General features: G+C 71.9%; 23 protein-coding genes. 6 read left to right on the forward strand and 17 right to left on the reverse strand.

The window, feature by feature from the left end; translation table 11 throughout:
• Positions 1–110 precede the first annotated feature (110 nt).
• On the reverse strand, positions 111–1,106 hold the full coding sequence (locus ACWCYY_RS19460) for a DMT family transporter (protein WP_449796770.1): 996 nt from the start codon (positions 1,104–1,106) through the stop codon (positions 111–113).
• A gap of 82 nt (positions 1,107–1,188) precedes the next feature.
• Between ACWCYY_RS19460 and ACWCYY_RS19465 the strand changes: the two genes are divergently transcribed.
• Positions 1,189–2,022 (forward strand): AraC family transcriptional regulator, encoded by an 834-nt coding sequence (locus ACWCYY_RS19465; RefSeq protein ID WP_449796771.1) that lies wholly within the window; start codon positions 1,189–1,191, stop codon positions 2,020–2,022.
• Here ACWCYY_RS19465 and ACWCYY_RS19470 read toward each other — a convergent pair.
• Entirely contained in the window at positions 1,988–3,241 is a 1,254-nt protein-coding gene (locus ACWCYY_RS19470; RefSeq protein WP_449796880.1) for a cation:proton antiporter, read from the reverse strand. The two genes, ACWCYY_RS19465 and ACWCYY_RS19470, sit on opposite strands and share 35 nt — an antisense overlap.
• Positions 3,242–3,829: 588 nt before the next feature.
• Between ACWCYY_RS19470 and ACWCYY_RS19475 the strand changes: the two genes are divergently transcribed.
• From ACWCYY_RS19475 to ACWCYY_RS19495, 5 genes are all read left to right on the forward strand, one after another.
• Positions 3,830–5,341 carry an amino acid adenylation domain-containing protein gene (locus ACWCYY_RS19475; protein WP_449796772.1) on the forward strand — a complete coding sequence of 504 codons (1,512 nt, stop codon included), beginning with the start codon at positions 3,830–3,832 and terminating at the stop codon, positions 5,339–5,341.
• Positions 5,338–5,607, forward strand: coding sequence for an acyl carrier protein (locus tag ACWCYY_RS19480; protein WP_345279710.1), 270 nt, complete (start codon positions 5,338–5,340; stop codon positions 5,605–5,607). The genes ACWCYY_RS19475 and ACWCYY_RS19480 overlap by 4 nt, the downstream gene beginning before the upstream one ends.
• Before the next feature lie 5 nt (positions 5,608–5,612).
• Positions 5,613–6,569, forward strand: a complete 957-nt coding sequence (locus ACWCYY_RS19485; RefSeq protein WP_345279712.1) for a chlorinating enzyme — start codon at positions 5,613–5,615, stop codon at positions 6,567–6,569.
• Positions 6,570–6,666: 97 nt separating this feature from the next.
• A complete protein-coding gene (locus tag ACWCYY_RS19490; RefSeq protein WP_345279714.1) occupies positions 6,667–7,389 on the forward strand; it encodes a thioesterase II family protein in 723 nt (240 codons plus the stop codon).
• Entirely contained in the window at positions 7,386–8,039 is a 654-nt protein-coding gene (locus tag ACWCYY_RS19495) for a hypothetical protein (RefSeq protein WP_449796773.1), read from the forward strand. Before ACWCYY_RS19490 ends, ACWCYY_RS19495 begins: the two co-directional genes overlap by 4 nt.
• A 328-nt stretch (positions 8,040–8,367) precedes the next feature.
• Here the strand turns inward: ACWCYY_RS19495 and ACWCYY_RS19500 are convergent, their stop codons facing one another.
• The 15 genes from ACWCYY_RS19500 to rsmH all read right to left on the reverse strand — a co-directional run bounded on the left by ACWCYY_RS19500 (position 8,368) and on the right by rsmH (position 25,878).
• Positions 8,368–9,639 carry a DivIVA domain-containing protein gene (locus tag ACWCYY_RS19500; protein ID WP_345279718.1) on the reverse strand — a complete coding sequence of 424 codons (1,272 nt, stop codon included), beginning with the start codon at positions 9,637–9,639 and terminating at the stop codon, positions 8,368–8,370.
• Positions 9,640–9,689: 50 nt separating this feature from the next.
• Entirely contained in the window at positions 9,690–9,980 is a 291-nt protein-coding gene (locus tag ACWCYY_RS19505; RefSeq protein WP_345279720.1) for a YggT family protein, read from the reverse strand.
• Positions 9,981–10,079: 99 nt separating this feature from the next.
• Positions 10,080–10,688 (reverse strand): cell division protein SepF, encoded by a 609-nt coding sequence (locus ACWCYY_RS19510; RefSeq protein WP_345279722.1) that lies wholly within the window; start codon positions 10,686–10,688, stop codon positions 10,080–10,082.
• 188 nt (positions 10,689–10,876) lie between these two features.
• Positions 10,877–11,662 carry a YggS family pyridoxal phosphate-dependent enzyme gene (locus ACWCYY_RS19515; protein WP_449796774.1) on the reverse strand — a complete coding sequence of 262 codons (786 nt, stop codon included), beginning with the start codon at positions 11,660–11,662 and terminating at the stop codon, positions 10,877–10,879.
• Positions 11,663–11,780: 118 nt separating this feature from the next.
• The gene (gene ftsZ, locus ACWCYY_RS19520) at positions 11,781–12,974 is read right to left on the reverse strand and encodes a cell division protein FtsZ (protein ID WP_345279723.1); all 1,194 of its coding nucleotides are present in this window, start codon (positions 12,972–12,974) and stop codon (positions 11,781–11,783) included.
• A gap of 387 nt (positions 12,975–13,361) precedes the next feature.
• On the reverse strand, positions 13,362–14,141 hold the full coding sequence (locus tag ACWCYY_RS19525; RefSeq protein ID WP_449796775.1) for a cell division protein FtsQ/DivIB: 780 nt from the start codon (positions 14,139–14,141) through the stop codon (positions 13,362–13,364).
• Entirely contained in the window at positions 14,134–15,237 is a 1,104-nt protein-coding gene (gene murG, locus ACWCYY_RS19530) for an undecaprenyldiphospho-muramoylpentapeptide beta-N-acetylglucosaminyltransferase (RefSeq protein WP_345279727.1), read from the reverse strand. The genes ACWCYY_RS19525 and murG overlap by 8 nt, the downstream gene beginning before the upstream one ends.
• Before the next feature lie 6 nt (positions 15,238–15,243).
• A complete protein-coding gene (gene ftsW / locus ACWCYY_RS19535; RefSeq protein WP_396292285.1) occupies positions 15,244–16,590 on the reverse strand; it encodes a putative lipid II flippase FtsW in 1,347 nt (448 codons plus the stop codon).
• Between the two features lie 32 nt (positions 16,591–16,622).
• Entirely contained in the window at positions 16,623–18,053 is a 1,431-nt protein-coding gene (gene murD / locus ACWCYY_RS19540) for a UDP-N-acetylmuramoyl-L-alanine--D-glutamate ligase (protein WP_449796776.1), read from the reverse strand.
• A complete protein-coding gene (gene mraY / locus ACWCYY_RS19545) occupies positions 18,050–19,111 on the reverse strand; it encodes a phospho-N-acetylmuramoyl-pentapeptide-transferase (RefSeq protein ID WP_345279733.1) in 1,062 nt (353 codons plus the stop codon). Before mraY ends, murD begins: the two co-directional genes overlap by 4 nt.
• The gene (locus ACWCYY_RS19550) at positions 19,108–20,508 is read right to left on the reverse strand and encodes a UDP-N-acetylmuramoyl-tripeptide--D-alanyl-D-alanine ligase (RefSeq protein WP_345279735.1); all 1,401 of its coding nucleotides are present in this window, start codon (positions 20,506–20,508) and stop codon (positions 19,108–19,110) included. Before ACWCYY_RS19550 ends, mraY begins: the two co-directional genes overlap by 4 nt.
• Positions 20,505–22,058, reverse strand: coding sequence for a UDP-N-acetylmuramoyl-L-alanyl-D-glutamate--2,6-diaminopimelate ligase (locus ACWCYY_RS19555; RefSeq protein WP_345279737.1), 1,554 nt, complete (start codon positions 22,056–22,058; stop codon positions 20,505–20,507). Before ACWCYY_RS19555 ends, ACWCYY_RS19550 begins: the two co-directional genes overlap by 4 nt.
• A gap of 113 nt (positions 22,059–22,171) precedes the next feature.
• Positions 22,172–24,292, reverse strand: a complete 2,121-nt coding sequence (locus ACWCYY_RS19560) for a peptidoglycan D,D-transpeptidase FtsI family protein (RefSeq protein ID WP_449796777.1) — start codon at positions 24,290–24,292, stop codon at positions 22,172–22,174.
• On the reverse strand, positions 24,289–24,786 hold the full coding sequence (locus ACWCYY_RS19565) for an FtsB family cell division protein (protein WP_345279741.1): 498 nt from the start codon (positions 24,784–24,786) through the stop codon (positions 24,289–24,291). The genes ACWCYY_RS19560 and ACWCYY_RS19565 overlap by 4 nt, the downstream gene beginning before the upstream one ends.
• Positions 24,787–24,909: 123 nt before the next feature.
• Positions 24,910–25,878 (reverse strand): 16S rRNA (cytosine(1402)-N(4))-methyltransferase RsmH, encoded by a 969-nt coding sequence (rsmH, locus tag ACWCYY_RS19570; RefSeq protein WP_345279743.1) that lies wholly within the window; start codon positions 25,876–25,878, stop codon positions 24,910–24,912.
• Between the last annotated feature and the right edge of the window lie 380 nt (positions 25,879–26,258).

Genomic DNA, 26,258 nt, shown 5'->3' on the forward strand with positions numbered 1-26,258 from the left:
AACCCTCCCGCCCGGCGTTCACCGCGGCGTACCGGCGTGCCCCTTCCCCCCCGCCCCCCCGCCCCCCCCCCCCCCGGCCGCGGTCGGTGTGCTCCGCTCCGGACCCTCCGTCAGGAGCTCGCCGACCGGCCGACCTCGCTCGCCCTGGCCTCGACCGGGCTCGGCGCCGGCACGGCCTCGGCGGGCGCGGCCGGCACGGCCGGCACGGCGGGCGCGCGGCGGGGCAGCTTGCCCTGCGTCACCGCCAGGACCGCCCCGAGCACCAGCACCAGCGCACCCGTGCCCTGGATCCAGCCGAACGACTCCCCGAGCAGCAGGGTCGCGCACAGGGTGTTGACGATCGGCACGTTGAACATCATCAGCGAGGCCCGCGCGGGCCCCACCGAGCCGACGCCCCGGTAGTAGAGGAGGTTGGCGACGGCGGCCGCGCCGATGGCCAGGTAGGCGGAGTTCCACCAGACGCCGGCGGGCAGGTCCGACCAGACCACCTCGCCGAGGTCGGGCGCCGCGAGGACACCCAGCAGCACCGCACCGGCGCAGGTCGCGTAGGTGGTGGCCCGCAGCGGGTCGACACCCGCCAGGACCCGGGGGCCGATCAGCGTGTAGGCCGCCCAGCAGACGGCGCTCAGCACGAAGAGCGCGTCACCGAGCAGCCGGGACGAACCGCCCGATCCGTGCCCACCGGCCCCGACGAAGAACACCGCCGCGCCCGCGAGCCCCAGGCTCAACCCGGTCACCCGGGCCCAACTCGCCTTCTCCTTGCCGGTGACGAGCAGGAAGGTGTTGGTCAGCAGCGGGCTCATCACCGGAATGAGAATGCCGGCGTCGAGGGACGGGGCGAGCGACAGGCCCCAGAAGAAGAACCCGTTGTAGGCGAAGACGCCCAGCACGCCGGCGGCTGCCGCGAGCCACCCGCTGCGGGCCGGCACCCGGACCTGGCGGTTGCCGAACATCGCCACCGCCAGGAGCAGCGCCACCGCGCCGCCGCCGAAGCGCAGGAGCGCACCCACCGAGTGCGGCACGTTCTGCACGACCATCTTGGAGCTGGAGAAGGAGCTGCCCCAGAGCACCATGGTCGTGAGGAGGAGGATGTACGGATTGCTCATCCGACGTGATGTTCCCATGATCCAACCTTCTTCGAGTTCACCGGCCGTGTCTTGAACGCTGGTGCGCGGCCACAATGGGTTCATGTCAACGGCAAGCAGCTGGGTACGGTACTGGCGGGACGGCGCCCGCTCCCTGGAAGCCATGCACGCGCACTTCCGCAACCACGTGTACGCGCCGCACAGCCATGACACGTACTCCTTCGGCATCACCGACCTCGGCGCCCAGAGCTTCCACTGCCGTGGGGCCAACCACACCAGCGGCGCCGGCATGGTGATGGCGTTCAACCCGGACGAGGTCCACGACGGCCAGGCCGCAGCCGAGTTGGGCTACCAGTACCGGATCGTGCACATCGGCCCGGCGGTCGTCCGCGACGTCCTCGCCGACGCCGCCGCCCGCACGACGGGAGCGATGCCGCTGTTCGTCCGCCCGGTGCTGACCGACCCGGTGCTCACCACGCTGCTGGCCCGCCTGCACGGTGCGCTCGTCGACGGGGCGGGCCCCGTCGAACGGGACGAGCTGCTCACGGCGACCGTCCTGGCCCTGGCCGAACGCGGGTCGACGAAGGCGCCGCGCACCCGGGGCCTGGACGGCACCGCACAGCGTCGAGCGGCCCGGCGGGCCCGCGAACGGCTGGACGAGTGCTTCCTCGACCAGCTGTCCGCGGACGACCTGGCGGCCGACGCCGGCTGCAGCCGCTTCGCCCTGTACCGGGCGTTCCGGGCGGAGTTCGGCCTGGCTCCCAGCGAGTACCAGCGTCTGCTGCGGCTGCGCCGGGCGCGGCAGCTGCTGGTCGGCGGCCTGACGCCCGCTCAGGCCGCAGCGTCCGTGGGCTTCGCGGACCAGGCCCATCTCGGCCGGTGGTTCAGGCGCACCTACGGCATCACTCCGGCGATCTACCAGCGGGCGACCCGCTGACCGCGCCGGCCCCGGCGAGCACGGACTCGACCGGCTCCGCCGACGGGACCGGCTCCTCCGGTGCGGGCCCCGCTCCCGCGGCCCGCAGGAGCGGCGCGGTCATCACGGTGGTGACCAGCGCCACGATGGTCAGCAGGCCGAGCATCTGCTGGCTGATGATGTGGGCCTGGTAGCCGATCTGGATCACCACCAGTTCGGTCAGTCCGCGGGCGTTGAGCAGCACTCCGAGGACGGCCGAATCCCGCCAGGGCAGTCCGGTCAGCCGGGCGCACAGGCCGGGACCGACCAGCTTTCCCACGATCGCGACGGCCAGGAGCGCCAGCAGGACCAGGCCGGCCCCGCCGTCGAGGTGGAGCGAGCGCAGGTCGACGTTCAGACCGAAGCCCAGGAAGAAGAACGGCAGGAGGACGGTCTTGGCCGTCGACGCCAGTGGGGCGGCGGCCGCGACCGCGATCCGGTTCCCCTGCGGCCAGACCAGGCCCACCAGCAGGGCGCCGATGAGCTGGTGAATGCCCAGCATCGCCGTGAGGGTGGAGACCGCGCCCACGGCGATCACCAGCAGGACCGCGGCGCTCGGCGCCCGCTTGGCCCAGTCCGTCCGGTCGGGCACCTTCGTCGCGAGCCGGCGCAGCGGCCCGACGAACAGCGCGACCAGCACGAGCACGGCAACTGCCCTTCCCAGCAGGGCAGTCGGGTCCGAGCCGTGCGCGAGCGAGAGGATGACGGACAGGATCAGCCAGCTGCCGCCGTCGCCGACCGCCGCGGCGAACAGGCTGAGCTGCCCGGGCCTGGTCCGGGTGAGGCCGAGGTCGCTGAGGATGCGCGCGAGCACGGGGAACGCGGTGATGCTCAGCGCGCAGCCGATGAACAACACGAAGGCCACGGGCCGGACTTCGGTCCCCATGTACTGGCCCATCAGGGGCAGGGCGATCAGGACTCCCGCCGCGAACGGCACCAGCAGGGAGGCCTGGCTGATCAGCAGGGCTTGCGGAGCCGCACCACGCAGCCGCATGGCGCCGAGCTCCTGCCCCACTCCGAACATGAACAGCACGAGGCCCAGCTGCGCCAGACCGTTGAACATCGGGACGACGCCCGGAGGAAAGAGGAAGTGAGCGACCCCTGGTGCCACCGACCCCAGGAAGGAGGGGCCGAGAAGAAGTCCGCCTACGATCTCACCAGTCACTCGCGGCTGGCGCAAGAGAATGGCAACACGTCCCATGATGTGAGACACGGCCAGGACGGCGGAAACGCCCAGGAAGAAGTGTCCGGCCGTATCCAGAATGGATGATTCCGCTCCGGTTGGGCTTTTCTCGACAACAGGCCCCGCCACCTGGAGTGATACGGCGATCACCACGAGCGCCGGCGCCAGGATCGTGAGCGCGATCGCGGTCCGAGTCCGCCGCCGAGGTCCTGCTTGTCCGGATTCGAGTAGTCGGATTTTCGCCAAGTCTCCCCCTTGGAAGCTGAGTTGGGCTCAGGGGCTGCGACTCGGATCACACTGACGTCCCGTCAGGATCACGCCGCCCCCGGCGTCCGCCGCCTACTCGGAGTGAGCAGTGGGACGCAAGCTGCGAGCGAGTCAACCCCGAAAATTGCTCACTAGTCCATCAGGTGTGACGGATGTCACATGATCTTGACGATCTTGACCGTGGCGTGTCAGCGTCGATAGCGGCCCACCAGCCACCGGGGATTGCGTCTCGTAATGCGAGACGTGAATTGAGGTACAACAGAACAGAAATGGGGGGTTCAAATGGATCGATCTGTTTCCATCGAGGCTGAAATCGGCCTTTTGGCGATGTTCCGGGAAATGGCCTCCACCCATGCGGGGCGCACGGCACTGTCCGCCGAGGGCAGGCGCTACACGTACCGCGAGCTCGACGCCTGGTCGGACCGCATCGGACAGCTGCTCAAGGGCCGTGGTGTACGGCAGGGCGACCGGGTCGCCCTGCGGATGCTTCCCGGTGCCGAGGCGATCGCCGCCATGATCGGCGTCCTGAAGGCGGGGGCGGCCTACGTTCCGCTGGACGTCCGGCACCCGTCGGCCAGAAGGAGCTTCATCCTCACCGACAGCGAGTCGACCGTGCTGATCGGCGACCCGGGCGAGGGGCACGACACCGCGAGCGTCGCGGTGATCGCCGAGTCGGAGATCGCCGCACTGGCCGAGGGCCCGGCCGGCGAGCCGTTGACGGTCGTCGACGACGCCTCCGCCGAGGCGTACGTGATCTACACGTCGGGCACCACCGGTACCCCCAAGGGCGTCCCGGTCCAACACCGCCACGCGGGAGCGCTGTTCACCGCTGCCAGGGCGGCCTTCGAGTTCGACGAGCGGGACCGCTGGCTCCTCTTCCACTCCCTCGCCTTCGACTTCTCGGTCTGGGAGATCTGGGGCGCGCTCACCACGGGCGCGGAGCTGGTGGTGCTGCCGCACTGGGCCGCACGCTCGCCCGAGAAGTACCTCCAGGTCATCGTGGACGCGGGCGTCACGGTGCTCAGCCAGACGCCCACGGCCTTCACCGCGCTCGCCGCCGCGGCACTGCGCTCGGACCACGACCTGGCGGGCCTGCGCTACGTCGTCTTCGGCGGCGAGAAGCTGGTGCCCGCGACGCTCCACCCGTGGGCGAAGCGGTACGGTCTGGAGCAACCCCGCCTGGTCAACGGCTACGGGATCACCGAGACCACGGTCTTCACCACCTTCCACGAGGTCGGGACGGACGACCTGGCCTCGAACCGCTCCGTCATCGGTACCGCCCTGCCGGGCTTCCGGCTCCGGGTGGTCGACGAGAACGGCCGGGACGTCGAGGACGGAGAGGCCGGCGAGCTGTGGCTGGCCGGCCCGCAGGTCACCGACGGGTACCTCAAGCGTCCCGACCTGACCGCGGACAAGTACCCGCTGGTCACGGAGCAGGACACCGGTGAGGCGGTCCGCTACTACCGCTCCGGCGACCTGGTGACCCGGCTGCCCGACGGTGCGCTGGCGTACATCGGCCGCGCCGACCTCCAGGTGAAGCTCCGCGGCTACCGCATCGAACTCAGCGACATCGAGGCCGTGGTCCGCACCCATCCGGGGGTGCTCGACGCGGTGGTCCAGGTACGGGAGTTCAAGGCCGGCGACGACCGGCTGGTCTGCGCCTTCGTCGCCCGCGACGAGGACGGAGCCCCTGACGCCGCGGACCTGCGCCGACACGTCAGGGACCAACTGCCCGCCTACATGCAGCCGGCCCGCTACCTGCGGCTGCCGGAACTGCCGAGCACGGTCAACGGGAAAGTCGACCGGGCCGCTGTCGCCCGGTCATGGAACGAAACGGCTGTCAACGCATGACTGAACTGACACACGGCGGAGAGCAACTGGCTGAGGCTCAGGCGCTGATCCTGGCATGGGCCGAGGAGCTCCTCGAGGAGCCGGTCACCACCGAGGACAACTTCCTCGACCTGGGCGGCCACTCGGCCCTCGCACTCGAACTGGGCAACCGGATCAACGAGCGCTTCGGCGTCGAGCTGGACATCGAGGTGCTCTTCGAGGACAGCCTCGGCAAGGTCGCCGCCAGCGTCCTCCACCCCACCAACACCCCCGTACAGAGCGGATGACACTGATGACGACTTCCGAGCAGACGACGTTCACCCTGACCGCGGCCGAGCTGGAGCAGTTCGAGCGGGACGGCTTCCTCGGCCCCATCAAGATCTACGAGGTCGAGGAGATGGAGGAGCGCTGGAAGACCATCCAGCGCGAGCTGCGCGACCGCTCCCACGCCATCTACCCGGTGGGTGAGGGCAAGGCGAGCAGCATCTCCAACTACGACCGGCACCTGGACATCGACCTGCTGTCCGAGCACATCCTCAAGGGCGAGATCGTCGACCGGGTCGCCTCGATCCTCGGCCCGAACCTCCTGTGCTGGCGCAGCGAGTTCTTCCCCAAGTACCAGGGCGACGAGGGCACCGACTGGCACCAGGCCGCGACCTTCGCGCACGCCAGCGGCAGCCCTCAGATCCTCTGGCCCTCCGAGAACGGCCTGCCGGCCTTCGGCGGGACCATCACCGTGTGGACCGCCTTCACGCACTCCACCAAGGAGAACGGCTGCCTGCAGCTGATGCCCGGCACGCACAAGTTCATGAACTACGACGAGTCGAAGGGCATGGAGTACGAGGCCGAGGCGTTCAACGCCCGCGAGAAGGACGGCATCAAGCGCGGCTTCTTCGGCTACGACTACCGGCAGCTGCAGAAGGACCCCGACTGGAGCCCGGACGAGTCCCAGGCGTTCCCCCTGGTGATGAAGCCGGGCGAGTGCGTGATCTTCTGGTCCACGCTCATGCACGCCTCGCTGCCGCACACCGGCACCAAGAAGGACTACCGCATGGGCTACGCGGCCCGCTTCGTACCCACCCAGGTCCAGGTCTACCCGGGCACCGAAGAGGTGAGCGAGTACGGCGGCGGCATCGTGCTCGACAAGTACGGCACGGTCCTGGTCTCCGGTGAGGACACCTACGGCCACAACCGGGTGGCGAAGGAGAGCCAGCGCGGCTTCCAGTTCGTACCGCGCCAGCAGGCCTGACCCCGGATCCCTGCGGCGGAGGCGGCCCCCGGGCCGCCTCCGCCGGCTCGCTCGCTCGCCGGGCCTTCCACGGCCCGGCCCGGCCGACTGGAGATCGATGTCCACGCACCCCCTCCCCCTCCTGATGCTCCATCACGCGGGCGGATCCGCAAGCTACTTCGACGTGCTGGCCAAGGCCCTGCCGCCGGAGATCCGGCCCGTCGCGGTGGATCTGCCGGGGCGAGGCCGTCGGTGGCGGGAGGCGCCCGCCACCACGATGAACGAAGCCGTCGACGCGTTGCTGGACGGTGTCGCCGAGCTCGACGCCCCGTTCGCCGTCTTCGGGCACAGCCTGGGGGCCTACGTCGGCCTGTCACTGGCGGCCCGGTTGGAGGAGACCGGCGCCGCGAACCGGTGCGTCACCCTGTTCGCCTCCGCGAACTCCGGCCCGCGGGGGGCGGTCCTGCCCTTCGACGGCTCGCCCCTGACGACCAGTGACGAGGAGATCTTCCGCATCGCGGCGGAGTCCGGCGGCGGAGTCCCCCGGACGATCCTCGACCACCCGCAGCTCCGGCGCCGGACCGCCGATCTGCTCCGTGCGGACTTCTCGATCTCCGAGTCCTTCCTGGCCAAGGACCGGCAGACCGTCACCGAGGCGGACATCGTGGTCTGCTACGGCGCCGACGACATCTTCACGGCCGACCAGCTCGACCTGTGGCGTCTCAACACCACGCAGTCCTCGCAGATCCACCTCTTCCCCGGCGGTCACTTCTACGTCGAGGAGAACGCCACCGCCCTGGCCGAGCTCATCGCGCGGCGATTGCTCGCTCCGGTGGCGTGAGCGGGGACGAGCTCGGCCGGCTGCTGGTCTCGTTGGCGCACCGGGCCGGGCTGGCGAGCGGCTTCGCGATCGGAGTACGGCGGATCGCCGACCTCGACGTACCGGCGCGGGTCCCGGAACTCGAGCGGGGATTCCGCGTCTCCGAGCGCCGACGCCGGGAGTTCACGGCCGGCCGGGCAGCGGCCGCCGAGGGGCTCGCCCGGCTGGGCGGGCCGCGGCGGACCGTGGCCAGATCGGCCCGCGGGGTGCCGGTCTGGCCGTCGGGGTCGGTCGGCAGCATCTCCCACACGAAGGCCTGGGCCGTCGCGCTCGTCGCCGACTCCGCCTTCGCCCGCCGTTGCGGGGTGGACATCGAGGAGGCGGCCGCGGCGGATACGTCGGCTCAGCGGCTCTGCGCCCGGGAGGCGGCGTACAAGACGCTCTCACCCGGCACCGGACTGCCCTTCCGTCCCGACGACTGGCCGCTCCTGGAGGCCGGCCCGGCCACCGACAGCTGGACCGTCGGAGTCCCCGGACCCTTTCGAACAGGTGACCCCGCTCTGGACGTGGTCACCGGCTGGGTCTCGGGCGTCCACGCGGCGCTGACCGTGACCCTCCGTCCGGATCCCGGCCCCCCGCTGAAGCACGAAGACGGCCTCCACAAGGCCTGACCCACCCCGAAGGGGCGCCCGGAGCACACCAGCTCCGAGCGCCCCTTCGGCGTTCGCGCGAGGGGCTGATGCCGGGGGCACGGGGCGGTGATCCCGGGGGCGCGAGCACGTACGTGGTGATGCCAGGGGCGCGAGGAACTGCGCGAGGCGGAAGGCCCCTCACGTGCAACCGACCCACTGCCGGCCAGGTGCAGGTGCTGCCGTTCCCCTTCGCGCAGTTCCTCGCGCCCCCGGCATCACCAGGTACGTCCTCGCGCCCCGGAGAACGCGAGGGCGCCCCCGTGGTGACGGTTCGTCACTACGGGGGCGCCCTCGTGGGTGGTGCTGTTTAGTTGTCGCCGTCCTCGTCGATGAGGAAGCCGCGCATCGGGGCCGGAGCCTGCTGCATCGGCTGCGGCGGCTGCGGGCGGACCGCGGCCATCGGCTGGGTCATCCCGGCGGGAGCCATCTGCGCGGCGCCGGTGGGGGCACCGGTCGGCTGACCGCCGAAGGAGGGCTGGCCGTTGCCGCCGAAGGAGTTCTGACCGCCGAAGGACGGCTGGGCGCCGCCGCCGAAGGAGTTCTGACCGCCGAAGGACGGCTGGCTGCTCATCGCGGAGGAGCCGGCCGGCGGAAGCGAGGCGGTGGCCGGGATCCGCGGCGGGGCCAGCGAGTCGTCCGCCTGCGACTCCAGCTGGCGCAGCTGGGTCTCCAGGTAGGACTTCAGGCGGGTGCGGTACTCGCGCTCGAAGGCGCGCAGGTCCTCGACCTTGCGCTCCAGGGTGGCGCGGGCGGACTCCAGGGAGCCCATCGCGACGCGGTGCTTCTCCTGCGCGTCCCGCTCCAGGGCGTCGGCCTTGGCGCGGGCGTCCCGCTCCAGGCCCTCGGCGCGGCTGCGGGCCTCGCCGACGATCTTGTTGGCCTCGGAGCGCGCCTCGGAGATCGCCTGGTCGGCGGTCTGCTGGGCGAGGGCGAGCACGCGGGCGGCGCTGTCGCCACCGGGCTGCTGCTGCGGCTGGGGCTGCATCGGACCGCCGAGCGGGCCGCCGAGCTGCTGCTGCATCGGACCGCCCATGGGCTGGAGCTGCTGCCCGCCCATGGTCTGGCCCATCTGCGGCTGACCCATCGGCTGGAGCATCTGGCCGCCCATCGGCTGGACCAGCTGCTGCTGGCCGCCCATGGTCTGGCCCATCTGCTGCGGCTGACCCATCTGCTGCATGGGCTGCATCTGCTGCGGCTGGCCCATCGGACCGCCCTGGCCGGCCGGCAGCTGCGGGGCGCCCGAGGGCAGGCCGAGCGGCTGGTGGCCCTGCTGCTGCGGGGGCTGCTGCATCTGCGGCTGGCCCGGCACCGGCGGGCCGGATATGGCGGCCGGGACGGGGGCGCCCTGCTGGCGTCCGTCCTGCGGCTGCTGCTCCTTGCGCATGTTCGCCTGGTTCTGCGCGGCGGCACGGGTCGCGGCGGCCAGCTTGGCGCGCAGGTCCTCGTTCTCGCGGAGCAGGCGGGTCAGTTCGGCTTCGACCTCGTCGAGGAAGGCATCGACCTCGTCCTCGTCATAGCCTTCACGCAGGCGGACGGTCGTGAACTGCTTGTTCCGAACGTCCTCGGGGGTCAACGGCATCTCTTCACCTCAACGTGATCGTCGGCATCAGCGGCATCCTGTGGCAGCGCTCAAGACGGCAGAGTCAGCACGAGCGATCTCAGGACAAACACAATGATCATCAGTACGAAGAAGGACAGGTCGAGCGCCACGCCCCCGAAACGCAACGGCGGGATGAAACGCCGAAGAAGCTTGAGCGGCGGATCGGTGACAGTGTACGTGGCCTCCAGGACGACGACCATGGTCTTCCCGGGACGCCACGAGCGGGCGAACTGGAAGACCCAGTCCATCACCAGACGGAAGAGGAGGACGAGCAGGAAGGCGCTCAGTGCGTAGTAGAGCACTGCCCGCACGATCCCCATCGAGTCTCCCTCTCCCTGGTCCTTCTGTCCCGCTCTTAACGGACGGTCCGTCAGCCGCGTTCCACTGCCATCAGATCCACACATGAAGTCGTGGCCGGGTCAGCTCTGGTTGAAGAACCCACCCTCGGCGATCCGAGCCTTGTCCTCCGCCGTTACGTCGACGTTAGCAGGAGACAGCAGGAACACCTTCTGTGTCACTCGCTCGATACTGCCGTGCAGACCGAAGACGAGTCCAGCGGCGAAGTCTACGAGCCGCTTGGCGTCCGTGTCGTCCATCTCGGTCAGATTCATGATCACGGGGGTACCGCCGCGGAACTGTTCCCCGATGGTACGGGCCTCGTTGTAGGTCCTGGGGTGCAGCGTGGTGATGCGGTAGGGCTCGCGTTCGTTGACGACCTTGGGCATGATCACCGGGCTGCTCTTCTCCAGGTTGTGGCGGCGTTCGGGTGTGATGGACGACACTGGCGCCATCCGCGGCGGCTCCTGCCGGATCGGCACCGCGGCCGGGACGGGCTGGGGCGCGATGTGCGCGACCGGCGCCGGGGCGGGCGCCGCGGGGGCGGGCCGGTCCAGGCCCTCGGTCCGTCCGGTCCGGATCGGCTCGGGGTCCGCGTCGTAGTCGTCGTCGGGGTCGTACCCCTGGCCGTCGTACGTCTCGTCCTCCACGAGGCCGAGGTAGACCGCCATCTTGCGCATCGCGCCGGCCATGCTCCCGTCTCCTCCGCTCGGTGGTGGATCGATCCGGCCTTCGCCTGCGGTCCCCGCGCGCGCCCGACACCCCGTCAGGGGGCTTGGGCGGGGGCGGACTTCCGTCGATCCACGGTTGCCAGCGCTGTAGGCAGCTGCTGGGTTCTGTCCTGTTTTGTCCTGCAGTCTGATCTACTTACCCGCTGACGTTACCGGAGCGTCGGGCGCACTCCGAGCACCGCCGTCCCGACACGCACGTGCGTCGCCCCGGCGGCCACCGCCTGCTCCAAGTCCCCGCTCATCCCTGCCGAGACCATCGTGGCAGCCGGGTGGCTCCCGCGTACGGCGCTTGCGATTTCCGCCAGCCGCTCGAAGGCCTTGGCCGGGTCGCCCGCCAGCGGCCCGGCCAGCGGAGCGACGGTCATCACACCGTCCAGGCGCAGCCCGGGCGTGTCGGCGATGGCACCGGCCAGCGCGAGCACCTCCTCGGGGGCCACCCCGGCGCGGCCCTCGCCCTCGCCGCTCTCCTTGTCCAGGGCGACCTGGACCAGGCAACCGAGCGGCGGGCGTTCGGCGTTGCGCACCGCGGCGGCCAGCGACTCGACCAGCCGCGGGCGGTCGACGGAGTGCACGTGGTTGGCGTAGCGGACCACCGAGCGCACCTTGTTGGTCTGCAGCTGGCCCACGAAGTGCCAGTCCAGCGGCAGTTCACGGCAGGTCTCGGCCTTGGGGGCGGCGTCCTGGTCACGGTTCTCGGCGACGTCGGTGACGCCGAGCGCGGCCAACAGGGCGGTGTCCTCGGCGGGGTAGGTCTTGGTGACCACCACCAGCCGCACCTCCTCGCGGGCCCGCCCGGCGGCGGCGCAGGCGTCGGCGATCCGGCGCTCCACGACCTCCAGGTTGGTGCCGAGCTCCTCGTACCGGGCGCGCTGACGGTCGGTCAGCGCGGCCAGGAAGTCCGGGCCGCCCGGGAAGGGTCCGTACAGATCAGTCATGGTCGCCTCGGTGGGGTTCGCCGGGAGGAGCGATCAGATGATCGCACCCCGGACCGCACGATGCCCACCGTGTTCCCGCCCTGGGACGGGGACGCGGTGGGCATCGGCGCGTGGTCTGTTACTTGAGGAAGTCCGGCACGTCGAGCTCCTCGGCGGGGCTCTCCACGAAGGGCTGGCGGGCCGGCTGGACCTGCGGCGGCACCGGCGGGGCGGTGGTGGTCGCCGTCTCGGCCGGGGCCTCCTTCGGACGCTCCGTCACCGATCCGAGGCCGCCGCCGTAGGTGGCCGGCCGGGTGGTGGGGCGCTCCGGCGTGGTGGAGGCCGGGGTGGACTTCACCACCGGGTCGCGGACGATGGCCGGCGGCTGGCCGCCGTCGAAGCCGGCCGCGATCACGGTGACCCGGACCTCGTCGCCGAGGGCGTCGTCGATGACCGCACCGAAGATGATGTTGGCCTCGGGGTGGGCGGCCTCGCTGACCAGCTGGGCCGACTCGTTGATCTCGAACAGGCCGAGGTCGGAGCCGCCGGAGATGGAGAGCAGCACGCCGCGGGCGCCGTCGATGGACGCCTCCAGCAGCGGGGAGGAGATGGCCATCACCGCGGCGGCCTTGGCACGGTCCTCGCCGCGGGCCGAGCCGATGCCCATCAGGGCCGAACCGGCGTCGGACATGACCGACTTGACGTCGGCGAAGTCGAGGTTGATCAGGCCCGGGGTGGTGATCAGATCGGTGATGCCCTGGACGCCCGAGAGGAGCACCTGGTCGGCCGAGCGGAACGCGTCGAGCACCGAGACCTGGCGGTCCGAGATGGAGAGCAGCCGGTCGTTGGGGATGACGATCAGGGTGTCGACCTCTTCGCGCAGCTGCGCGATGCCGTCCTCGGCCTGGTTGGCCCGGCGGCGGCCCTCGAAGGTGAAGGGGCGGGTGACCACGCCGATGGTGAGCGCGCCGAGCGAGCGGGCGATGTTCGCCACCACGGGGGCGCCACCGGTGCCGGTGCCGCCGCCCTCGCCGGCCGTCACGAAGACCATGTCGGCCCCCTTGAGGACCTCCTCGATCTCCTCGCGGTGGTCCTCGGCGGCCTTGCGGCCGACCTCGGGGTTGGCCCCGGCGCCGAGGCCCCGGGTGAGTTCACGGCCCACGTCGAGCTTGACGTCGGCGTCGCTCATCAGGAGGGCCTGCGCATCGGTGTTGATCGCGATGAACTCGACGCCCTTGAGACCGACCTCGATCATCCGGTTGATGGCGTTGACACCACCGCCGCCGATACCGACGACCTTGATGACTGCGAGGTAGTTCTGCGGTGCTGCCACGTCGAAGGCCTCTCGCCTCGAGATTCCGGGTCGCCCGCACCGGTTGGCGCGGTCCGACGGATGTCGATGGGTGGGGAGCCCGAGTGATTCCTGACTGTATGTCCGAAATTCCGACCACCGACCCGAACCCTAAACTTGACCTTTAGGGTTGCAGCTGTGCCTGCGTCACATCACCGTGGGACACAGCCTGGTGACACAGGACACTATGGCGGCGAGCGGGCCGTGTTCAACGAACACGCCGAGCTTCCCGTTTTTCTTTTGAGCCTATGTGATCATCCATTGCCGGGTGAAACCGGGGTGACCACCAAGAGTCGGGCCGGAGCTGCTGCTCCGTCAACACCTCCTCCGGGAGGAGAACTTACCGGATCTTCCGGGCCCGACGGGCCGTCAACCCCCGATACCGGGCGCTTCCGGGGCACTCACGTCGTAGATCCGGGCCTTCCTGACCAGCAGCGCGGTGAGCACCTGCGCCTTGCGCGCGGTCCGCTCCGCGCTCCCCCAGCGCACCACGGCACCGTCGGCCAGCTGGAGTTGGATGTCGTCGAAGGACTGCACCTTCACGCTGCCGGCCTGCTTGCGGACCGCCTCCGGCAGGCCCGCCGCGACGGTGATCGCCGAGCGCAGCAGCTCCTCCCGGGGGAACACCGCCGCGGCGTCGTTCGCCTGCTGACTGAGCGCCAGCTCCACCACCGGCACCCCCTCGGGGGCGGCGTCCTCGGTGGCGAAGGTGAAGCCGGCCGCGTCGACCTGGCCGTACCTGCCCTCCGGGGTCCTGACGGCGGCCACCGCCCGGCGCTCGGTCACCTTGATCCGCAGGGTGTGCGGCCAGCCGCGCCAGACCTCGGCCTTGGCCACCCGGGGCAGCGCCTCCACCCGGCGTTCGGCCTCGTCCAGGTCGATCCTGGCCAGCGGCCCCTGCTCGCCGTCGCCGAGCGCCTCGCGCACCTGGTGGGCCGTCAGCTTGTCGCCCACCAGGCCCTGGACGGCGACCACCCGGACGTCCAGCACCGAGGAGAAGAACACCAGCCAGCCGAGCACGCCCAGGACCAGTGCCCCGAACGCGCTCAGCACCACGATCCCCCGCCGGGAGAGCCGGAGCCGGGGCGGGTACTCGCCGTCGGCCTCCTCGTCCTCCTCGACGGGGTCGAGGACCGGCGTCTCAGCCACGGCGGCCCCGCCGGGAGGCCTCGATCGCCTCGTACACCATCCCGACCAGCAGGTCGTCGGCGTCCCGGCGGCCGAACTCGGCGGCGGCCCGGCTCATCTCCCAGAGCTTCTGAGGGGCGGTCAGCACCGGGAGGACGTTCTGCAGCACCCACTCCGGGGTCAGCTCGGCGTCGTCCACCAGCAGGCCGCCGCCCGCCTTGACCATCGGCTGGGCGTTCAGCCGCTGCTCGCCGTTGCCGATCGGCAGCGGCACGAAGGCGGCGGGCAGGCCGACGGCGGCCAGCTCGGCCACGGTCATCGCGCCGGCCCGGCAGAGCATCAGGTCGGCGGCGGCGTAGGCGAGGTCCATCCGGTCCACGTAGGGGACGGCCCGGTACGGCGGCATCCCGGGGATGTCGTCGATCACCGGCAGCTCGTTCTTCGGTCCGACCGCGTGCAGCACCTGGACCCCGTACTGCTGGAGCCGGGGGGCGATGGTCTCGATGGTCTGGTTCAGCCGGCGGGCGCCCTGCGAACCGCCGGAGACCAGCAGGGTGGGCAGCCGCTGGTCGAGGCCGAAGTACGCCCGGGCCTCCGGGCGGACGGCGTTGCGGTCCAGGGTGGCGATGGTGCGGCGCAGCGGGATGCCGATGTACCGGGAGTCGCGCAGCTTGGAGTCCGGGGTGGAGACCGCGACGAAGTCGGAGTACCGGGCGCCGATCTTGTTGGCCAGACCCGGCCGGGCGTTGGCCTCGTGCACCACGATCGGGACCCCGGCGCGCTTGGCGGCGAGGTAGGCGGGCATCGCCACGTAGCCGCCGAAGCCGACCACCGCGTCGGCCTTCACCCGCTCGATGATCGCCTGGGCGGCCCGGACGGTGGAGCGCAGCCGGCCCGGGACGGTGATCAGCTCGGGGGTGGGCTTGCGCGGCAGCGGCACGGCCGGGATCAGCTCCAGCTGGTAGCCGCGTTCCGGCACCAGCCGGGTCTCCAGGCCGCGTTCGGTGCCCAGGGCGGTGATCCCGATGGACGGGTCGTGCCGGCGGAGGGCGTCCGCGAGGGCCATGGCCGGCTCGATGTGACCGGCGGTCCCGCCGCCTGCGAGTACGACATGCACCGAAATTCACCGCTCCCTGCGCTTCGGCCTCGCGGCCCCGCGCCCCGTGGTTCGTCCTGGCAGCACCCGGTTCAGGACCGACCTGAACCGGCTGTTCTTGCTCCGCGCGGCCAGCGCCGCCCTGGCCTCCGGCGAGCTGCGCGCGAAGCAGAGCAGCACCCCGACGGCGCACAGGGCCGACAGCATCGCAGACCCGCCGTAGGAGAACAGCGGGAGGGGCACGCCCGCGATGGGCAGCAGTCCCAGCGCCGACCCCAGGTTGACCATGGCCTGGGCCATGATCCAGGTGGTGACGGCTCCCGCGGCGTACCTGACGAAGGGGTCCTTCGTGCCGCTGGCCACTCGGATACCCGCGTAGCCTAGTGCCGCGAAGAGCCCGAGGACCGACAGCGTCCCCACCAGTCCGAGCTCCTCGCCGGTCGCGGCGAAGATGAAGTCGGTGTGGGCCTCCGGGAGTTGGCCCCACTTCTCGACCCCGGCGCCGATGCCGGAGCCGAACGGGCCGCCGGCCGCGAAGGCGTAGAGGCCGTGCAGGGCCTGGAAGCAGTTGACGTTCGGGTCCGGCTTGGTGACGCCGATGCAGGCCAGCCGGTCCATCCGGTGCGGCACGGTGATGACCAGGGCGGTGCAGGCCACCACGGCGATGCCGAGCACCGCGGCGAACAGCCGCAGCGGGGCGCCGACCGTCCAGAGCAGGCCGAACAGCATGGCGATCAGGATCATCGTGGTGCCCATGTCGCCGCCGAGCATGATCAGCAGCATCAGCAGCAGGGTGCCGGGCACCAGCGGGACCAGCAGGTGCTTCCACTGGTCGAGCATGTGGGTCTTCTGCTTGCGGGCCAGCAGGTCGGCCGCCCACAGGGCGAGCGCGAGCTTGGCGAACTCGGAGGGCTGGAGCTGGAGCAGGCCGAGGTCCAGCCAGTTGCGGTTGCCGCCGACCTCCTTGCCGATGCCGGGGATCGCGACCAGCACCAGGGCGGCCGTCACCCCGAGCACCACCGGGTAGACCAGCATCCGCAGCAGCTTGACCGGCATCAGGGCGAACAGCACCAGGCCGACCAGGCCCATCAGCACCGCGATGAACTGCTTGCCCACGAAGAAGGTGGCCGGCAGGCCCCAGCGGACGGCCAGGATCTGCGAGGAGGAGAAGACCATGCTGAGCCCGAGCACCAGCAGCAGCAGGGCCGAACCGACGATCAGCAGGTACGGGGTGAGCGGACGGGAGAGCAGGTAGGCCACCCGGCCGCGGAACTGCCGCAGCCGGGTGACCGGGTCGGCCGCCTTGAAGGTGGCACTGCTGGCCGAGATGACCGGCGCCTGCCACGGGCCTCGCTCCGGGGCCTGACCCGCCATCACACCGCTCCCCCGTCTTGGTACTCGACTCGTTACAGCGCCCGGACCGCCTCGGCGAAGAGGTCGCCGCGCTCGCCGTAGTTGGTGAACATGTCCATCGAGGCACAGGCCGGGGCCAGCAGGACGGTGTCGCCCTCCCGGGCCAGTCCTGCGGCAACGCGGACCACCTCGGTCATCGCCACGGCGCCAGTCTGACCGGCCGCCGCCTCGATCACCGGGACATCCGGGGCGTGTCGGGCCAGGGCCTCCGCGATCAGCGCCCGGTCCTCGCCGATCAGCACCGCGGCCCGCAGCCGGCCCGCGGCGCCCCCCACCAGCTCGTCGAAGGTCGCCCCCTTGGCCAGCCCGCCGGCGATCCAGACCACCGGCTCGTAGGCGGCCAACGAGGCCGCCGCCGCATGGGTGTTGGTGGCCTTGGAGTCGTCCACGTAGGTGACCCCGCCGACCACCGCGACCTCGGCGATCCGGTGCGCGTCGGGGCGGAAGGCCCGCAGGCCGTCCCGGACGGCGGAGGTGTCCACCCCGTAGGCCCGCGCCAGCGCCGCCGCCGCCAGGGCGTTGGTGACGTTGTGCGGCGCGGGCGGGTGCACGTCGGAGACGGCGCCGATCTCGGCCGCGTTCTTGTGCCGGTCGGGCACGAAGGCGCGGTCCACCAGCAGGCCGTCCACCACGCCGAAGTCGGACGGGCCGGGCGAGCCGAGGCCGAAGCCGACGGCCCGGCAGCCCTCCTCGACGTCGGCCTCCTCGACCAGCGCGCGGGTGGCCGGGTCGGCCAGGTTGTAGACGCAGGCCACCCGGTTGCCCTGGTAGATCCGGCCCTTGTCGGCCGCGTAGGCCTCCATCGAGCCGTGCCAGTCCAGGTGGTCGGGGGCCAGGTTGAGCACCACGGCCGAGTGCGGGCGCAGGCTGGGCGCCCAGTGCAGCTGGTAGCTGGAGAGCTCGACCGCGAGCACCTCGTACGGCTCCTCGGCCAGCACCGCGTCCAGCACCGAGACGCCGACGTTGCCGACCGCGGCGGTGCGCTTGCCGGCCGCCGTCAGGATCGAGGCGAGCATCTGCACCGTGGTGGTCTTGCCGTTGGTGCCGGTGACGGCCAGCCAGGGGGCCGGCTCGTCGGTGCCCGGCAGCGGCCTGCGCAGCCGCCAGGCCAGCTCGACGTCGCCCCAGACCTCCACCCCGGCCGCCTCGGCGGCCAGGAAGAGCGGGCTGTTCGGCGGCCAGCCGGGCGAGGTGACGACCAGTCGGGTCCCCTCGGGGAGGGTGGCACCGTCGCCGAGCCGCACCGCGATGCCCTCGCCGAGCTGCTCGGCGCGCACGCGCAGGCCCTCGCCGTCTCCGCCGTCCACCACGGTGACCTCGGCGCCGAGGTCGCGCAGCACCCGGGCGGCGGAGACGCCGGAGATGCCGAGGCCGGCCACGACGACGGGCAGGCCCTTGAAGTCGGGGTTGTGAGGGGTCGTCATCCGGTCACCCAGCCCGCGTAGAAGAGGCCGAGGCCGACCGCGACGCAGAGGCCCTGGATGATCCAGAACCGGACCACGATCAGCACCTCGCTCCACCCCTTGAGTTCGAAGTGGTGCTGGAGCGGGGCCATCTTGAAGACGCGCTTGCCGGTCATCCGGAAGGAGCCGACCTGGATGATCACCGACAGGGTGATGATCACGAACAGGCCGCCCAGCAGGGCCAGCAGCATCTCGGTGCGCGAGCAGATCGCCAGACCGGCCAGCGCGCCGCCCAGGGCCAGCGAGCCGGTGTCGCCCATGAAGATCTTGGCGGGCGAGGTGTTCCACCACAGGAAGCCGAAGCAGGAGCCCATCAGCGCGGAGGCGATGACGGCCAGGTCCAGCGGGTCGCGGACGTCGTAGCAGCTGCTGGTCGCGGTGGCCATCACCGCGCAGGTCTGGCCGTACTGCCAGACGCCGATGAAGACGTAGGCGCCGAAGACCATCACCGAGGCGCCGGTGGCCAGGCCGTCGAGGCCGTCGGTGAGGTTCACGCCGTTCGACATCGCGGCGATCATGAAGTACGCCCAGATCACGAACAGCACCGGGCCGATCGACCAGCTGAAGTCCTGGACGAAGGACAGGCTGGTGGAGGCCGGGGTCAGCCCGCGGTCGTCCTTGAACTGCAGCGCCAGGATGGCGAAGGTCAGGCCGACGAACGACTGGCCGAGCAGCTTGGCCTTGGCCCGCAGGCCCAGCGAGCGCTGCTTCACGACCTTGATGTAGTCGTCCAGGAAGCCGACCAGGCCGAGCCCGGCGGTCAGGAAGAGCACCAACAGCCCTGAGGCTGTGGGCCTCTCACCCGTTATCACCTTGGTCGCGGCGTACGCGATCAGGGTGGCCAGGATGAACGCGATGCCGCCCATGGTGGGCGTGCCGCGCTTGCTCAGGTGGGCCTGCGGGCCGTCGTCCCGGATCATCTGGCCGTAGCCGTGCCGGGCCAGCAGCCGGATCAGCGCCGGGGTGCCCAGCAGCGAGAGGACAAGGCCGATCAGGCCGGAGAACAGGATCTGCTTCACTGCGCGGCTCCATCGGCCAGCAGGGCCTCGGCGACCCGCTCCAGACCCACCGAACGGGAGGCCTTCACCAGGACCACGTCCCCGGGCCGCAGTTGACCCCGCAGCAGCTCCACCGCCGCGTCCGCGTCGGACACCAGCACCGACTCCTCACCCCACGAACCTTCGTTCCTCGCGCCCAGTTCCATACAGGCCGCGTCCCGTCCGCCGACCGCCACCAGCTTGGTGACGTCCAGTCGGACCGCGAGCCGCCCGATGGCGTCGTGCTCGTCGAGGCTGTCCTCGCCGAGCTCCCGCATCTCTCCGAGCACCGCGAAGGTACGGCGGCGCTCCGGGCCGCGTCCAGCCATGTTCGCCAGCGCCCGCAGCGCGGCCCGCATGGACTCGGGGTTCGCGTTGTAGGCGTCGTTGACCACGGTGACACCGTCGGCCCGTTCGACGACCTCCATGCGCCAGCGGGACAGCGCTTCCGCCTCGCCGAGGGCGGCGGCGGTGTCGTCGACGGACATCCCGAGCGCCACCGCCACCGCTGCGGCGGCGAGGGCGTTCGAAACGTGGTGCTCACCGTACAGCCGCAGGCTCACGGGTGCGGAACCGGCCGGGGTGCTCAACGTGAAGCGTGGCCGTCCGGCGTCGTCCAGGTGAACCCCGGTGGCCCGGACGTCGGCGTTCGGGCTCTCCCCGAAGTAGAGGACCTTCGCCTGCGTACGGGCCGCCATGGCCTTGACCAGCGGGTCGTCGGCGTTCAGGATCGCGGTGCCGTCGGCGGGCAGCGCCTCCACCAACTCGCCCTTGGCCTCGGCGATCCCGGCCTTGGAGCCGAACTCGCCCAGGTGCGCGGTGCCGATGTTCAGCACGGCGCCGACCACGGGCGGGGTGATGCCGCAGAGGTAGGCGATGTCGCCCTTGTGCCGGGCGCCCATCTCCATCACCAGGTGCTCGGTGGCCGGCTCGACCCGCAGCGCGGTCATCGGGTGGCCGATCTCGTTGTTCATCGAGCCGGGCGGGAAGACCGTCACGCCCTTGCGGGCCAGCACCTGGGCGATCAGGTCCTTGGTGGAGGTCTTGCCGGCCGAGCCGGTCAGCGCCACCACGGCGGCCGTGGAGCGGTCCACCACGGCCCGGGCCAGCTTGCCCAGCGCCGTCTGCACGTCGTCCACCAGCACGGTGGGGACGTCCAGCTGACGGGTCGCCAGCACGGCGACCGCCCCGGCCCCGACCACCTGCGCGGCGAAGTCGTGCCCGTCCACCCGCTCGCCGACGATGGCGACGAACAGGCTGCCCGGCGTGACCTTGCGGGAATCGTGCTCCACGGTCCCGGTCACCACGGCGGCCGGGTCCGCGTTGTGCAGGGTGCCGCCGACGGCCTCGGCCACCTCGGCGAGGGTCAGTGCGATCACAGGTGCTCAACTCCCTTGGAACCACGGTGCTCGATGGCCGTGCGCAGGACCTCGCGGTCGTCGAAGGGGCGGACCTCGCCCCGGACGTACTGGCCGAGTTCGTGGCCCTTGCCCGCGACCAGGACGGTGTCCCCCGCGTGCGCGTGGGCCACCGCGTCGGCGATCGCCTCGGCGCGGTCCGGGACCACCAGGACCTCGCCGCGCTCCGTCTCCGGTACCTCGGTGGCGCCGTTCAGCATGGTGGCGAGGATCGCCAGGGCGTCCTCGGAGCGCGGGTTGTCGCTGGTGAGCACCGCCGTGTCGGCGAGCCGGGCGGCGATCGCGCCCATCGGCCCGCGCTTGAACGGGTCCCGGTCGCCGCCGCAGCCGACCACCACGTGCAGGCGGCCCTTGGTGACCTCGCGCAGCGACTCCAGGACGGCCTGCAGGGCGTCCGGCTTGTGCGCGTAGTCCACCACCGCGACGAACGGCTGCCCGGCGTCCACCCGCTCCAGCCGCCCGGGCACCCCGGGGACGGCGGCCACACCGGCGACCGCCTCGGCCAGCGGCACCCCGGCGGTCACCAGCGCGGTGATCGCGCCGAGCGCGTTGGAGACGTTGAACGGGCCCGGCAGCGGCACGCTCGCCTCGGCCGACGCGCCGTCAGGACCGGTCACCGTGAAGGTCGAGCCCAGCGGGCCCAGCTGGACGTCCAGCGCCCGCCAGTCGGCCGCCGGGTCACCCTTGGCGGAGAAGGTGGTGACCGGGATCGGCGCCTCGGCGGCGATCCGCCGGCCGTACGCGTCGTCCTGGTTGGCCACCCCGAGGCGGGCCTTGTCGGCCTGGAACAGCTTGGCCTTGGCCCGGTAGTAGTCCTCCATGTCCGGGTGGAAGTCCAGGTGCTCCGGCGTCAGGTTGTTGAACAGCGCGACGTCGTAGACCACGCCGTCCACCCGGCCGTAGCTGAGCGCGTGGCTGGAGACCTCCATGACCACGGCCCCGGCACCCCGCTCGCCCATCACGGCGAGGATCGCGTGCAGGTCGGTGGACTCCGGGGTGGTGCGCTCGCTCTTGATCCGCTCGCTGCCGACCCGCATCTCCACCGTGCCGATGACGCCCGGGTTCAGGCCGGCCGCCTTGAGGCCGCCCTCCACCAGGTAGGCGGTGGTGGTCTTGCCGTTGGTGCCGGTCAGCCCGATCATCCGCAGGCCCTCGCTGGGGCGGCCGTACACGGCGGCGGCCAGCTCGCCCATCCGGGCCCGCGGGCTCTCCACCACCAGCAGCGGCGCCCCGCAGCCGGCCGCCTGCTCGGCGCCCTCACGGTCCGTCAGCACCGCCACCGCGCCCTGCCCGACCGCCTGGGCGGCGAACCGGGCCCCGTGGTGGTTGGCGCCGGGGAAGGCCACGTAGACGTCGCCGGGCCGGACGGCCCGGGAGTCGTGGGTGACGCCGGTGACCGCCGCGCCCTCGACGGCCGGCACCCCCAGCAGTCGGGCGGCCTCGGCCAGCGGCAGGGCGGCCACGGAGGTCGGTCGGGGCGGGCTCGCGGAGATTTGATCGGGTTTCGGCACGGCCGGAAGGCTATCCGCCCCACCCCCGTGAGGGCCAAACGCGCCCCCCGGCGCGGCCGGGGACGGCTTCGGCTGAGCTTCCGTCAGGCGGGGCGAGGGCTGGGGGTCGTTCATCAGGGCTTCCGCTCGACGGGGAGGTTCGGGGCCTGGCTGCCGCTGGGGGCGACGTGCAGGGACTTCAGGGTGAACTCCATCACCTGCTTGAACACCGGCCCGCAGAGCTGGCCGCCGAAGTGGCCGTTCTTCGGGTCCTGGATCACGCAGGAGACGGTGACGCGCGGGGCGTCGGCCGGCGCGAAGCCGATGAAGGAGGCGGTGTAGCCGTTGTACTTGCCGGTCTTGGGGTCCACCCGGTTGGCCGTGCCGGTCTTCCCGGCCACCCGGTAGCCCTCCACCGCCGCCTTGGTGCCGGTGCCCTGCTCGTCCGAGACCACCGACTCCAGCATCTCGGTCAGGGTCTTCGCGGTCTCCGGCTTGACCACCCGGGTCTCCTTGCCCGGCGGTGCGGCCACGTACCGCCCGTCCGCCCCGGTGGTCCCGGCCAGCAGGTTGGGCGTCACCCGCACGCCGCCGTTGGCGATCGTGGAGAACACCGAGGTGGCCTGGAGCGCGTTGACCGACAGGCCCTGGCCGAACGGGATGGTGTACTGCTGCGAGCCGTTCCAGGCCTCCGGCTTGGCCAGGATGCCCTTGGTCTCGCCGGGGAAGCCCAGCCCGGTGGACTGCCCGATCCCGAACCGGGTCAGGTAGTCGTGCAGCACCTTGTTGGAGGCCGCCTGGTCGGCGCCGAGCCGCTCGGCGGCCAGGATGGTGCCGATGTTGGAGGACTTGGCCAGCACGCCCGCCAGGGTCAGGTGCCAGGTCGGGTGGTCGATGTCGTCGTGGAAGATCCGGTCCGAGCGCTGGAGCGTGTTCGGCACCTCGACGTAGGTGTCCCAGGCCGCCGTGCCGGTGTCCAGCACCGCCGCCATCGTCATCAGCTTGGCGGTGGAGCCCGGCTCGAAGGCGTCGCCGACCGCCGCGTTGCCCAGCTGGTCCGCCTTCGCCTTGGAGAGCTCGTTCGGGTTGAAGCCCGGGGAGCCGGCCATCGCCAGGATCTGACCGGTCTTCACGTCCTGGACGACGACGTAGCCCTTCTCCGCCCCGGCGTTGGCCACCTGGTCGGTGATGGCCCGCTGGGCCGCCCACTGGATGTCCCGGTCGACGGTCAGCCGCAGGTCCGAGCCCTCCACCGGGGACTGCTGGCTGCCGCCGGCCGTCGGCACCATCCGCCCGTTCACCTGGGCGTAGGTGCTGTGGCCGTCCTTGCCCGCCAACTCGCCCTGGTACTGGAGCTCCAGGCCACCGGTGCCGATGCCGTCCGCGTTCACGTAGCCGAGCAGGTTGGCGGCCAGGCCCCCGGCCGGGTAGACCCGGCGCTTGGAGTCCTGGAAGACGATCCCGGCCAGCGGGTTGGCGCAGGCGGCGTCCACCGTCTGCCGGCCCCCCTGCTCGGCGGGCTTGCCGACCAGCTTGCGCTGGGCCCGGCAGGCGGCGGTGTCGGCCTGCTTGGCCAGGGTCGACTTGAGGTCGGTGATCTGCTTCTTGGTCTCCGGGCTCTGACGGGGCGCCAGCATCACCCACTGGGTCTTCGGGGTGTGCAGCAGGGCGGCCAGCTGCTCCTTGCTCCGGTTCAGGATCGGCGCCAGCAGCGCGGCGGCCTGCTCCGGGGCGTCCGGCACCAGCGACTTGTCCGGCGGGTAGAGCGAGGGGTCGGCGGTGACGTCGTACGCGTCCACCGTGGTGGCCAGCGCCACGCCGTCGGAGGACGTTATCGAACCGCGGTCGGCGGAGAGCTTGGCCTGCACGTACTTGTTCGCCTGGGCCGCGGCGGCCAGCTCGTCCGAGTCCAGCAGCTGCAGCTGGACCAGCCGGCCGGCGAAGACCGAGAAGACCGCCACCATCGCCACACCCACCAGCCGCAGCCGCTTCTTCGGATCGCCCAGCTTGATCAGCCGCGGCTGCGGCGGGGCCGGGCGGCGGGGCGGCTGACGGCGCGGCGGCTCGCCGCTGCGCGGGCGCGGGGTGCGGGGGCGCTGCGCTCCGGCCGCCGCCCGGGCGGCTCCTGACGCACCGGCGGCGGGGCGGCGGGCGGGCTGCGGGCGGGCCGCTCCGGCCGCCCCGGCCGGGCGGGGCCGGGGCTTGCCGCTCCCCCTGCCGTTCCCGCTTCCACCGGGCTGACGGGGGGTGCTCATCGCGCGGTACCTCCGGACGGGGCGGCCGCCGACGGGGTGCCGAGCGGTGGGGCCGGGTTGATCTGCACCCCGGTGTCGGCGGGCGGCGGCGCCGCGGGGGTGGGGCTCGGCGAGGCGCCGGTGCGGCTCCACAGCTCCTGGTCGGTGCGCTTGACCGGCGGGCTGTCCTCGGCCTTCTCGGGCTTGCCGTTGACCGAGCCGTCGTCCTGCAGGAAGGCCAGGTCCCCGCCGGGCACCATGCCCAGCTCACGGGCCCTGCGCTCCAGCGCGTCCGGTGCGGACTGCTGGTCGATCTCCTGCTGGAGGGTCTGCTGGCGGTCCGTCAGCTCGGTGGTCTGGCGCTCCAGCCGGCTCTGCTCGAAGGAGCCCTCGTTGAGCGCGGTGTTCAGCATCAGCAGCCCGAGCAGCCCGGCCGAGAGCAGCGCCACCACCAACACCGCGAAGGGCGTGCGCCCCCGCACCTGCCGCCGGGCCGGGCGCACCGAGATCCGCACCCCGCCCCCCTGACCCGGTACCGACCCGCGCTCCCGCCGCGTCCGACCACCCGTCAGGCCTCCACCGGCCACCGGCACCGCTCTTCTCCCTCGCCGCTCACGTCCCCCCGTCCGGCGTCCGTTCTAGCCGCGGGTCTCCCTGATCCTCTCCGCCACGCGCAGCCGCACGGGCGCGGCACGCCGGTTCTCCTCGATCTCCTCCTCCGTGGCCAGCTCGGCACCGCGGGTGAGCAGCTTCAGCCAGGGCTGGTGCTCCTCCGGGATGATCGGCAGCCCCGGCGGGGCGGTGTTGGTGGCCCCCTGGGCGAAGTACTGCTTCACCAGGCGGTCCTCCAGCGACTGGTACGACATCACGGCGATCCGGCCGCCGAGCGCGAGCACGTCCAGCGCGCCCGGGATGGCCCGGTCCAGCACCTCCAGCTCGCCGTTGACCTCGATCCGCAGTGCCTGGAAGGTGCGCTTGGCCGGGTTGCCGCCGGTGCGGCGGGTGGCCGCCGGGATGGCGTTGCGCACCAACTCGACCAGACGCGCGGAGTTGGTGAACGGTTCCTTCTCGCGCTCGCGCAGGATCACCGAGGCGATCTTCCCGGCGAACCGCTCCTCGCCGTAGACCTTGAGGATCCGGGCCAGCTGACCGTGGGTGTAGGTGTTCAGCACCTCGGCCGCGCTCAGGCCGCGGGTCTGGTCCATCCGCATGTCCAGCGGGGCGTCCTGGGCGTACGCGAAGCCGCGGTCCGCCTCGTCCAGCTGCATCGAGGAGACGCCGAGGTCGAACAGGATGCCGTGCGCCTCCGGGATGCCGAGGCGGTCCAGCACCTCGGGGATCTCGTCGTACACCGCGTGCACCAGCGTCGCCCGCTCGCCGAAGCGGGCCAGCCGCTCCCCAGACAGCTTCAGCGCCGCCGGGTCGCGGTCCACGGCCACCAGCCGCACCTCGGGGAACTGCGTCAGCAGCGCCTCGCTGTGGCCGCCGAGGCCGAGGGTGGCGTCCACCACCACGGCGCCGGGGGCGGAGATCGCCGGGGCCAGCGCGTCTACGCAGCGCTGCAGCATCACCGGGACGTGCTTGGGGGCCGGACTGTCGGTGCTCATGACGACCATTCTGGTCCATCCCGCCCACCCCGCCGCCCACCCGGGCCCGCGGAGGCGGCAGGTCGGTCACCCCGGGGGCGCGAGGAACTGCGCGAATCGGGAGGCGGCCCAGCGTGAGGTCGGGGCAGGCGAGCCAGTTGCAGGCGCTGCCGTTCCCCTGCGCGCAGTTCCTCGCGCCCCCGGGGTGACCACCTCCGCCGGGAGCGTGCCTGCGGGACGCAGGCCGGGGTCCCCGCCCGCTCGTCCGGGGAAGGAGTGGCCGCCCGGCACCGGGGAAGGTGCGCCAGGTGGACACGGAGCGGGTGGAGGCCTCGGACTGCGTACCGGCCCGGCCCCGGGCGGCGGTTGACGGGCCGTCAGGGGTGGGGCTCCACTGGCCG

Source organism: Kitasatospora sp. NPDC001664 (genome assembly GCF_053596675.1).